Here is a 10,329-nt window from a genome sequence, read left to right as displayed (position 1 = left end):
GCGCGGCGGAGCACGATCCGGCCGTCTCCGTCACTGAAGGCGAGGAGGTCCGCCCCCCGGGGCGATACCCGCCTCCGCGAGCAGACCGATGGGAAGCTCGACCAGACCCTGGTCGTCGACACGGAGTTCTGCAGGTTCCCGAAGCATGGGACGAGTGTGGCACCCTCACACTCGTAGGGCTGACGAATGGCTGGCCGGAGGCATGGCACCACGTGAGGACACGATCAACGCGGAGTGGGTCAGCACCGAGCTGAGCAACCACCTACGCGGTCGACGCACGAGCAACACCGCGCCGGAGGTGGCTCTCCGGCGGGCTGTCCACCGGCTCGGGCTCAGGTTCCGCCTACAGCGCAAGGTGGCTGCCCGTTGCACCGCGGACTTCGTCCTACCCAGGTACAGCGTGGCGGTGTTCGTCGACGGATGCTTCTGGCACGGTTGTCCTGTCCACGGTCCGAAGTCGTTCCGTGGCCCTAACGCCTCCCTGTGGGCATCGAAGATCGAGACCAACAAGGAGAGGGACCGCCGCAACACCGAGGCCGCCGAAGCGGCTGGCTGGACCGTCGTACGCGTCTGGGAGTGCGAGATCCGGAAGAGCGCGGAACACGCTGCGCTCAGCGTGGCTCAGCAGTGCAACCGGCCTCACGGGCCTGAGCCGGCACGATCCCCCGACCGTGAGTCCCGCTCATCGCGTCCGTGAACAGGTCGCTCGAGACGCTGTCTCTGGCAACGCAGTACTTGCTCAGGGGGCATTCGTCGCAGAGCGGCTCCTTGGCTCTGCAGAGACTGCTCCCGATGAGGCGAAGAGCTGCCATGCGCAGCGGCGCTTCCTCGCCAGCCCCGACCAACTTCACAAGGTCGACGCGGCCGTCGCTGAGCCTGTTCGTGCGGTCCGAGTCGCTACCGTGCAGACGTGCGGCGACGCGCAGCGCTCCCTGCCCCACCCACAGGAGGTCCTCACCGACGAGCAACTGGTAGAGCCTCGCCTCGGCCGGCTTGAGCTCCAAGTGCTCGCGCACCTTCTCTTCGTCACCCCAGACAGCCGACTTACCGACCACGGTGGCGAGTCGGCCGACCCGCTTCCTCGCCGCCTCGGTGGGTGCCGCTGCGGCGAGGGCCGTGAGCGCGGTCTTGCTCAGGCTCGTCCGCCCCCTCACAACCTCGAGCATCCCGGCCAGCTGCGTGGGCTGCATCTTCGTCCCGGACAGTATGGCCACCACGGCCGCCTGCAATCCGGACACCTGCTCGCCCGGAAGCTGGTACCAGTGCTCCGACTCGCGCTGGCCCTCGGCCCAAGCCGTCAGGTCCATTCGCACCGTACGCCACCGCGGCTGGAGTCCGCCCTCGGGCGGCTGCTCGTCACTCACGGGCAGCAGTGCTTCGGCTGCGGCCTCACCGAGGAGTGGCGGCACCGCGTTACCGATCTGGCGGAAGGCGTCACTACGCGTGCCTGCGAAACGGAACCGGTCCGGGAAGGTCTGCACCCGTGCTGCCTCCCGCACGGTGAGTGTGCGTGGCTGCTCCGGGTGGATGTACCAGTAGCCGTCCTTGGCGATGTGGGCGGTGATCGACCTGCTGAGGTCCGACCAGTCGAGCTTCTTGTACTTGTCCGTGAAGTGGTCGGCCTTGTAGCGCTGCAGGTCCGGGGAGATCTCCGAGTACAGGGTCTTGGAGTCCATGCTGGAGAAGATCTCCCAGTCATCCTTCCGGACCCGTCGGGTCATGTGGTCCCGGACTTCGCCCTTGCGGGCCCACTTGCGCATGTCCTGCGCGAACTTGGAGGGCTTGGACGGGCTGATGTACGGCAGCACACGCTCCCCGACACGCTCCGTGGCTACAACAGGCAGGACAGGAAGATCACCGATGGCGTCCCGGAGGGTGGTCCGGTTCTCCTGCTCCAGTTCCTGGCGCCACTCGAACCGCTCGACGTCGTTCCTCGCCAGAAGGATCAGACGCTTCCTGTGCTGCGGAACGCCGTAACGCCACGCGTCGACCAGGCGCACCTGCGTCGCATAGCCGAGGTCCTCCAACTGTTCCTCGATGGTGCGCACCACGAAGAAGTCGTCGCCGAGGCCCATGTCAGGCACGTTCTCCATGAGGACGGCACGCGGCCGGAGACGCTTCACGACGTCGAGATAGGCGCTCCACAGCTCCTTGCGGCGATCGTGGGGGTCACGCCCGTGATGCCTCACGAGACTGCGGATCTTGCTCCTGCCGGCCCTGCTGAACGGCTGGCAGGGAGGGCCACCGGCCACCAGGTCGATCTTGGCTGGTTCCAGCAGCTCCACGAGGCGGTCACGCTCGTCGGGGTTGCCCAGGTCCATCTTGAGGCTCATGCCCGGGAAGTTCGCGGCGTGCGTCTGCAGGGCTCGCTCGTCGAAGTCGACTGCGGCTGCGACCGTCCACTTAGCTCGCTCCAACCCCAGACTCAGTCCACCCGCGCCGGAGAACAGGTCGACGGCCAAGCGCTTGCCACTTCCGTAGCCGCTCAGCCACTTGTCGAAGTTCTCGGGCGTGCAGCTGTTCCTGTGGCGCTTGAGTTCCAGGCAGTCGCTCCGCTCCAGAGGCACCCCGTAGTGCTGCTTGCGCACAGTGCGAACCTCCGTAAGACGAGATGAACGAGCACCAGGAGATCACACATCTTCCGGCGGGATCAAGTGATCTACTGTCTACCTCGGAGAACAAGGTCGATCGCTGCCTCCAAGGGCCCGCGGATGTTGTGCGCTCGCCGTTGTCCGGCGCAACGTCCAAGGGGTGCCCAGCCGGACAGTGTACCGTGCCTCGCCGACAAGATCATCCATGGGGCGCTGCACGAGGTGCCACGTTATTCAGTCGGAACGCCGAATTCCTGGCGGGCCGACGGACCAATTACTGACGGCCGCAGGCCTGACCCTGACGTCGGTCGCACGCGGCCCGTGGCACGGCAGTTTCCGACCTCCGCACGGCGCCCTGAGTCTTCGGTGACAACCCCGCGGCGTATGCCTCCCGATCGTGTCCGTCATGCTCAGACCAACGAGCGCTGGACCGTCCCGTTCCGGGACGATGCCGACACGGCACACGGAGACCTCGGAACACACCGCGCTGTTGTCCAAGATCAACAGAGGACCTTCGCGACGCCCGTCCGCTTCGCAGAGCGACACCCATCCGCATCGGGTCGGCAGTGGGCGCCAGGGGACCAGGTATGGCAGCGACGCGATCGACGGCGCCGTGCGCGCTCGGGCCGACCAGCGTGAGAGTGATCATCCATGAATGAAGCCGCTTCACATGCGCTCAACGTGCGCTGTCCACTTGGCAGGTGTGGTCAACTATGGCCGCTGCCGCCTTCCCAGGATGTGATTGCTGATGAGCACTCAAGCCGATGGGCTCGAGCCGTGGAAGATCTACGGGTCGCGCGTGGTTTATGACAACCCATGGGTGCAACTCGCGCTCGTGGACGTCGAGCCGCCTGGCGTGGAGCGCTTCGAGCATCACGTCGTGAGGTTGAAGCGCGTGGCCATCGCCGCGGTGCTGGATGCCGATGAGCGCGTGTTGATGCTCTGGCGGTACCGCTTCGTGCCGCAGTCCTGGGGCTGGGAGCTTCCCGGCGGCATCGTCGATCCCGGGGAAGACGGCTTGGGGGCTGCGCTGCGCGAGGTCGAGGAGGAGACCGGATGGCGGCCGGATCGCCTCGATCACGTAGTTACGTTCCAGCCGATGGTCGGCATGGTGGACTCGCCGCACGAGGTGTTCGTCGGCCAGGGGGCGACCCTCGTGGGCGCACCCGAGGACGGTGAGGAGGCCGGCCACGTGGCGTGGGTGCCGATGTCCGAGATCCCGATGCTCATGGCGGAGGGGAAGCTCATGGGTTCGGGAACCCTGGTGGCGCTCCTGCATGTCCTGGCGTCCCGCAGGCAGTGACAGCTGGGCAGACCAGTTGGTCGATTCGGGCGCGGTGGCGGGCTGCCCCCCGTGCGGGTGGCCAGGAGCCGCGCCTGACGTAGGCGGTTCATGGCCTCGTCCTGTTACCCAGTTCGTAGTGGCGCCAGGCTCGTTCCGTGGCACCGACGTCGAGTGCCTGCCACGCCGCGCCGCCAGTGTGGCTGCCCGGGCGAGTGCCCGAGCAATGGGTTCCCTGGTGACTGTCCCGTCCGGGAACTCAGCCGCGTCGCCGAGCCGCGACGAGGATATGGGTGCCCCCATCTCGGGCACCGAGGCTGGCGCAGGCAGCGGTCTCGCAGGCGAGGAATCGCTCCCAGAGCTGCGGGGAATCCTCGATGCCCGCCAGGACGTCCGGGTCTTCGAGGCTCGCCCAGTTGCTCGCCGATCCCGCAAGGATCTCGCCGCCGCACTCGGTAACGAGGGCGGTGAGTTGCTCCCAGGTGAACATGCGGCAGACATGGGCCATGCCAGGTACGTGGCGCAGGTCGCCGGTGCGGATGACGGCGTCCGTGACGTCGGTGCCGTAGCGGATGGCGAGTTGGGTGGTGCCTGGGAAGCGGGCTCGCCAGCTTCCCCACAGGGACATCACCGAGGCGACCACGATGCCGTCGGGCTTCACGATGCGGAGGAGGCCGGCGAGGGCCTCGCGTTCCTGCTCAAAGGCGTACGAGAGCGGGCCTCCATAAGCGAGGACCATGTCGAACGTGGCGTCAGGGAAGCGGCTGGTGTCGCGGACATCGAGTTCATGGCGCGCTTCGATGGCGCGTTCGAAGCCCGCTGCGGCGACGTTGGCTTCGTTCAGATGGAGTTGGACGGGCGAGATATCGGTGACCACTACGCGGGCGCCGTGTTCGGCGAGCACAGTCGTGAAGCGGCCTGGGCCCGCGCCAACCTCCAGCACCAGCTGATCTTTCGTCAGATGCGGAGCGAGGAATCGGCGGTGGATCTCGAAGGAGACTCGGCCGGCGACATCCTTGGAGAGCCGGTCGTGCTCTCCTTCACCGAGGGTGTCGTAGTAGCGGCGGATGGCGTCGACGGATTGATCGCTGCGAGGCGTCTCATCCGGTGTGTCAGCCATCGGCCTCCGTTCGTTTCGTCAGGGCTGCCGCTCTGCGGATAGCCTCTGACCTGGGCTTCTCAAAACGGAGCGATTCGGGCAGGGCTCCGCCACTAGAATGCGTTCCCCGTCGTGATGTCGGCGTGAGCGCCGCCGCGACACTCCGCAGTTTCACCGAGAGGACGGTCTCCGGTCCTATGCGTTGGTCCCAGCTGTACGTGCCCACTCTCCGGGAGGACCCGGCGGACGCGGATGCGGTGAGTCACCGCCTGCTGGTGAGAGGAGGGTTCGTCCGGCAGCTCATGGCCGGCCACTACTCCCTGCTGCCGCTGGCCGTGCGCGTCCGCGCCAAGATCGTGGACATCATCCGCGAGGAGATGACCGCGATCGGCGCCCAGGAGTTCATCCTGCCCGCCCTCCACCCGGCGGAGATCTGGCAGCGCAGTGGCCGCTGGGAGGTGATGGGCGAGGAGATGTTCCGGCTCAAGGACCGCAAGGGCGCGGACCTGGCGCTCGGTATGACGCACGAGGAGATCTTCACCGTCCTGTCGCAGGAGCTGAAGTCGTACCGGGACCTGCCGCAGATGTGGTACCAGTTCCAGACCAAGTTCCGCGACGAGGCCCGCCCGAAGAGCGGCCTGCTGCGGGTACGCGAGTTCACGATGAAGGACTCGTACAGCTTCGACATCGAGGCCGGCGGCCTCGACCGCTCCTTCGACCTGCACAAGGCCGCCTACGAGCGGATCTTCGCCCGCCTGGGCCTGCCCGCGATCCCCGTGCAGGCGTCCAGCGGCAGCATGGGCGGCAGCGCTTCGGTCGAGTTCATGAGCCCGTCGAACGCCGGCGAGGACCTGGTGGTCCGCTGCCCCGGATGCGACTACGCGGCGAACACCGAGAAGGCCACCTCCACGCTGCCCGCCGTGGTGGACGGCCCCGGCCTGGACGCCCCCGAGCGGTTCGACACCCCGAACGCGCGCACCATCGAGGAGCTGTCCGTCCAGCACGACGTGCCGGCCGAACGGCAGATCAAGACGCTGGTGTACGTGGTCGACGACCAGTTGACCCTGGTCCTGGTCCGCGGTGACCACAGCCTCGTCGAGCAGAAGCTCATCGACACCCTCGCCGCCACGGCGGTGCGGCCCGCGACCGCCGAGGAGATCCAGGCGGCGCTCGGCGCCTCCCCCGGCAGCCTGGGCGCGGTCGGCGTCGCCGAGCTGCCCATCCTCGCGGACGAAGCCCTGCGCGGCCGCACCGACATGACCACCGGCGCCAACGCCAACGGCGTCCACCTGCGCGGCGTGTCGGTCGAGCGGGACATCGCGGTGCAGCGGTGGGCTGACCTGCGCGAGGTGACCTCCGGCGAGCCCTGCCCCCAGTGCGGCACACCGCTGGAGGTGGTGGTCACGATCGAGGTGGGCCACATCTTCAAGCTCGGTCGCAAGTACACCGAGACCCTCGGCGTGACCGTGCTCGGCCGGGACGGCGAGCGCGTCGTCCCGATCATGGGCAGCTACGGAATCGGCGTGGAACGCGCCTTGGCCTCCATCGTGGAGACACACCACGACGACAAGGGCATCATCTGGCCCGTCGCCGTCGCCCCGTTCGAGGTGGCCGTCGTCATGCTCGGCACCGGCGACGAGAAGGTGACTGAGGCGGCCGAGGGCCTGTACCGGCAGCTGCAGGGCGAGCGGGTCGACGTCCTGCTGGACGACCGTGACGAGCGGCCCGGCGTGAAGTTCCGCGACGTCGAACTGGTCGGCATTCCTTACCGGATCACGGTCGGCGCCCGCGGCCTGGCCGACGGCACGGTCGAGGTCACCACCCGGGCCACCGGCGAGACCCAGTCCGTGCCGGTGGCCGAGGCGGTGGAACACGTCCGCAAGCTGCTGACCGCCGCTGTGTGAGCCGTCGGCTCGTCAGCCGGACACCCGGTGGAACGCCTCGGTGAGAAGCGTCTCCGGGTAGCAGCGAAGGATCTTCGCGACGCTGCGCGCCTGGGTCTCGTAGTGGCCCATGGCGCGCAGCTTCGTCTCCAGGGCATCGCCCAGCTGCATCCGCAGGGTCGGAGGCAGCCGCATCGCCTCGACCTGCCTGGGGTCCAGGAAGCCTGGTCTGGCCGGTTCGGTGTACTGGGTCGTGCTGGTCACCAGGAGCACGTCCGGGCTGGCGTCGTAGTGGTCGAGCGCGGCGAGGGCGATCCGGTGTGCGGCGCGGTGGTCCGGATGGCCGTTCATCCCGTTCGGCGGGAAGGCCACCACTCGACGGGGCTTCCAGCGACGCAGATCCTCCAGAACGAGGGTTGTCCCGGTCTCCTCGTGGTCGCTGAGGCTGCCGTCGGGAAGGTCGTGCACTTCGGCGCAGGTGACTCCGAGCGCCTCGGCGGCGCGACGCAGCTCCTGTTCACGAACGTCAGGCAGGTCCTCTTCGGTGCACATGCCGAGGGTCCTCCCCGCGCCTCCGCGGGTCAGGGTGACGGTGACCGTCGTGCCGCGGCGAAGGGCGGTGCGGTGGAGGAGCCCGCCGCAGTGCAGGGTCTCGTCGTCGGGGTGGGCGACAACGACGAGCAGGTCGGCGGCCGTCATGCCGGGACCTCCGTGACGGCGTTCTCCAGCGCGGCCAGGCGGTCGAGGATGTCGGCATCGCCGACGTTGCCGATCAGGTGCCGGCGGTCATTGGCGTCCTCGCTGTGCCAGACGGTCTCCTGCGACTGTTCCGGTGTCCACACGAGGCCGGCGGAGTCGATCAGCAGGTAGCGGTGCTTGCGTCCGCCCGCGCTCTTGGCCGCGATCCTGACGTGTCCGGGCGCACTGTCACGGGCGATGGCAACGGCGCGCTGGAAGTCGTCCTCGCTGATCAGGTAGCGCTCGCGGTTCCGGTGACCCAAGGGACCGATCGGCATGAACTGGAAGAGCTGCCATTCCACGATGCCGACGAATCCGCCGAGCAGCCCGGCGATCGCCGCGATGTCACCCGTGTTGCCGGAGTGGACGACGGTGTTGACACAGATCCGGGCTCCGGCCTTCTCCAGGAGGGACAAGACCGCCAGCTGCGAGGCGACGGTCGCGTGTCGGCGGAACTGCTGCTGCACGGCGTCGGTGCTTCCGTCGAGCGGGATGCCGATCAGGTCGCTGACGGCGGCCACATCGTCGGCGGCGACCTGCTCGACGGCGCCCGTGCCCATGAAGCGGATCCGGGCCGCGCCGAGGAAGGCGGTGCCGACGGTGTCCAGGTGGATTTGGAGGCCCAGGTCGTGGAGGCCCGTGAGCAACGTGACGATGTCCGGCCGGGTGAGCGGGTCGCCGCCTCCAACGGTGATCTTCTCGATGCCGAACCGGTCGCGTAAGCCGGCCGCGAACCTGAGCACTTGGGGCGTCTCGGTGATCGTGCGGCCGAAGTAGTTGTAGCAGCCGGGGCAGGCCACGAAGCAGCTCTTGCCCGCGCTGAGGATGACACTGCGCATGATGCCTCACTGGCGCTAGTGGGAAGGTGAGTCGAGCAGTGCGAAGCCGAGCGGATCAGCCCTGCGTGGCCATCCGGTAGGCGGCTTGGTAGCCGTCCGCCATCCGGCGGATCGAGAACTCCGAGGCCACGTGGGCGCGACAGACGGCGCGGTCGATCGCGGGCAGGCGGTGGATCGCGTCGGCCATCTGCTGGGCGCTGTCGGCCAGGAAGCCGGTGACGGCGTCTCGGACCAGTTCGGGGGCGGCACCGGCCCGCAGCGACACAACCGGTGTGCCACAGGCCATCGACTCGATCGGCACGAGCCCGAACGGCTCGGGGATGAGCGAGGTCATCAGGGTGGCAGCCGCGCCGGCGAGGAGGGCGACCTTCTGCCGGAAGTCGAGCTCACCCAGGAAGGACACCTGGTCGCCATCCACGTGCGGCTGGACCTGCTGCTCGAAGTACGCCCGGTCACCAGGCTTGATCCGGCCGGCGATCTTCAGGCGCAGTCCTGCACGGCGTGCCGCCTCGATGGCGACGTGGACGCCCTTCTCGGGTCGGATCCGGCCGAGGAACACCAGGTACGGCCACGAGTCGGCTGCCTCGGTGCCGAAGGGGAAGGCTGCCACGTCGATGCCGTGGTGGACCGTGCGGAGGTAGTTGAGTTCCGGCAGGTGGGAGCGCTGGTCTCTGCTGATCGCCACGTAGCGCTCGGCGGCGAACCGGCGGAAGAGCGGCGTGTTGTCCTCGTTGAAGAAGCAGTGCACGGTGTGGACCACCGGGGTTCGCAGTCCGTGGAGCGCCGGGATCGCCATACACCCGGTGTTGGAGTGGACGTGCGAGTGGATGACGTCGAACTCGGAGGCCCGGTCGCGCACCTCTTGAAGCTGGAGCATCCGGTAGACCTCGGGCTCGCTGACACTCGGGTCCGCGTGCAGAGCCGTCGTACCGATGCTGTGGAGGTTGCCGGCCACCTTGGAGTCGCCAGAGGCGAAGACCGTGACGTCGTGCCCGTCGAGGACCTGGGTCGTGGTGAGGTCGGCGACCAGCGACTCGACCGCCCCGTAGCCCCGGGGAGGGACGCTCTCCCATAAGGGGGCGACATGTGCGATGCGCATTCGTTCGATCTCCTTCGATACGGCGGCTCGCCGTTGCGACGGGCCGCCCGCTGCAGTGGGGCGGGAGCCGGGAACGCAGGCTGTTCGGCTGTGGGCGAGGTGCGCTCGGCTTCAGGCGCGCGTGTCAGCGCCGAGCTCGGGTACGCCGGTGAGGAAGCCGCGCACCTCGTCCGCGCAGCGGCGGATCTCCGCCTCGTGGGATTCGAGGGTGAACAGGGTGAGGTAGCGGGCGATGTTGGACTCGTAGATCCGCGGGTTGATGCGGTGGGCCGCCATGGTGTCCGGCCACAGCGGGAGCATCCACACGTGGAAATGCGGCCGGTCGAGCTTCTCCTCCTGGTACATCTGCACCGCCGCCAGACCCAGCCGCTCGCGCATGGCCCGCCGGACGGAGTGCGTCACCCGCCCGAGCCGTTCCACCAGCGGCAGTTCCATCTGGTCGAGCGCACCGATGTGCGGACGGACACCGACGACCATGAAGCCGGGCACGGCCCACTCCGCGTCCTGCCTGACGGTGATGACGCCGTCGTCGTACACGGGGGCGAGGATGTCGGGCAGCTCTCGTTCGGCGAGGTTCATGAAGCAGCCCCGGCAGGTGTCCTCGCGGACAAGGTGGCTGGGGCCGCCCAAGAAGTCGAGGTATCGGTAGCCGGACGGCGGGTCCGGCAGACCGGGCTTCACCACGGACTCGGACATGGGGTCTCCATTCGAATCAGCTGCCCGTAGGGCATTAGGGGCTTTTCGGGCGCATACCGGCACGTCGTTGACTCAGTGGTGAGGTGTGGAAGGCAGCGTCGA

At 68.1% G+C, this 10,329-nt stretch carries 9 protein-coding genes; 3 read left to right on the top strand and 6 right to left on the bottom strand.

The window, feature by feature from the left end; all coding sequences use genetic code 11:
- Nucleotides 1–88 precede the first annotated feature (88 nt).
- Nucleotides 89–697 (top strand): very short patch repair endonuclease, encoded by a 609-nt coding sequence (locus PUR56_RS18300; protein WP_329949719.1) that lies wholly within the window; start codon nt 89–91, stop codon nt 695–697.
- Here PUR56_RS18300 and dcm read toward each other — a convergent pair.
- The gene (gene dcm / locus PUR56_RS18295) at nt 612–2,588 is read right to left on the bottom strand and encodes a DNA (cytosine-5-)-methyltransferase (RefSeq protein WP_329949718.1); all 1,977 of its coding nucleotides are present in this window, start codon (nt 2,586–2,588) and stop codon (nt 612–614) included. The two genes, PUR56_RS18300 and dcm, sit on opposite strands and share 86 nt — an antisense overlap.
- A 751-nt stretch (nt 2,589–3,339) precedes the next feature.
- On the opposite strand from dcm, the gene PUR56_RS18290 reads away from it, so the two are divergent.
- Nucleotides 3,340–3,894 carry an NUDIX hydrolase gene (locus PUR56_RS18290; protein WP_329949717.1) on the top strand — a complete coding sequence of 185 codons (555 nt, stop codon included), beginning with the start codon at nt 3,340–3,342 and terminating at the stop codon, nt 3,892–3,894.
- A gap of 238 nt (nt 3,895–4,132) precedes the next feature.
- Here PUR56_RS18290 and PUR56_RS18280 read toward each other — a convergent pair whose 3' ends face one another.
- Nucleotides 4,133–4,993, bottom strand: coding sequence for a class I SAM-dependent methyltransferase (locus PUR56_RS18280; protein WP_329949716.1), 861 nt, complete (start codon nt 4,991–4,993; stop codon nt 4,133–4,135).
- A 176-nt stretch (nt 4,994–5,169) separates the two neighbouring features.
- Here PUR56_RS18280 and PUR56_RS18275 point away from each other — a divergent pair, with 176 nt between their 5' ends.
- A complete protein-coding gene (locus tag PUR56_RS18275; RefSeq protein ID WP_329949715.1) occupies nt 5,170–6,876 on the top strand; it encodes a proline--tRNA ligase in 1,707 nt (568 codons plus the stop codon).
- A gap of 12 nt (nt 6,877–6,888) precedes the next feature.
- Here PUR56_RS18275 and PUR56_RS18270 read toward each other — a convergent pair whose 3' ends face one another.
- From PUR56_RS18270 to PUR56_RS18255, 4 genes are all read right to left on the bottom strand, one after another.
- Nucleotides 6,889–7,554, bottom strand: coding sequence for a PIG-L deacetylase family protein (locus tag PUR56_RS18270; protein ID WP_329949714.1), 666 nt, complete (start codon nt 7,552–7,554; stop codon nt 6,889–6,891).
- The gene (locus PUR56_RS18265) at nt 7,551–8,432 is read right to left on the bottom strand and encodes a radical SAM protein (protein ID WP_329949713.1); all 882 of its coding nucleotides are present in this window, start codon (nt 8,430–8,432) and stop codon (nt 7,551–7,553) included. The genes PUR56_RS18270 and PUR56_RS18265 overlap by 4 nt, the downstream gene beginning before the upstream one ends.
- 55 nt (nt 8,433–8,487) lie before the next feature.
- Complete coding sequence (locus PUR56_RS18260) at nt 8,488–9,531, bottom strand: glycosyltransferase family 4 protein (protein ID WP_329949712.1); 1,044 nt, start codon at nt 9,529–9,531, stop codon at nt 8,488–8,490.
- A gap of 111 nt (nt 9,532–9,642) precedes the next feature.
- Entirely contained in the window at nt 9,643–10,227 is a 585-nt protein-coding gene (locus PUR56_RS18255; RefSeq protein ID WP_329949711.1) for a hypothetical protein, read from the bottom strand.
- Nucleotides 10,228–10,329 lie beyond the last annotated feature (102 nt).

Origin of the sequence: Streptomyces sp. BE303 (assembly GCF_036290945.1) — a bacterium.
In the GTDB taxonomy this organism is placed as follows: domain Bacteria; phylum Actinomycetota; class Actinomycetes; order Streptomycetales; family Streptomycetaceae; genus Kitasatospora.
This window is presented reverse-complemented; position numbering and strand designations above follow the sequence as displayed.

Coding starts and splice junctions, on each gene's coding strand:
- PUR56_RS18300 (WP_329949719.1), top strand. CDS start 89: ATGGGAAGCTCGACCAGACCCTGGTCGTCGACACGGAGTTCTGCAGGT.
- PUR56_RS18290 (WP_329949717.1), top strand. CDS start 3,340: ATGAGCACTCAAGCCGATGGGCTCGAGCCGTGGAAGATCTACGGGTCG.
- PUR56_RS18280 (WP_329949716.1), bottom strand. CDS start 4,993: ATGGCTGACACACCGGATGAGACGCCTCGCAGCGATCAATCCGTCGAC.
- PUR56_RS18275 (WP_329949715.1), top strand. CDS start 5,170: ATGCGTTGGTCCCAGCTGTACGTGCCCACTCTCCGGGAGGACCCGGCG.
- PUR56_RS18270 (WP_329949714.1), bottom strand. CDS start 7,554: ATGACGGCCGCCGACCTGCTCGTCGTTGTCGCCCACCCCGACGACGAG.
- PUR56_RS18265 (WP_329949713.1), bottom strand. CDS start 8,432: ATGCGCAGTGTCATCCTCAGCGCGGGCAAGAGCTGCTTCGTGGCCTGC.
- PUR56_RS18260 (WP_329949712.1), bottom strand. CDS start 9,531: ATGCGCATCGCACATGTCGCCCCCTTATGGGAGAGCGTCCCTCCCCGG.
- PUR56_RS18255 (WP_329949711.1), bottom strand. CDS start 10,227: ATGTCCGAGTCCGTGGTGAAGCCCGGTCTGCCGGACCCGCCGTCCGGC.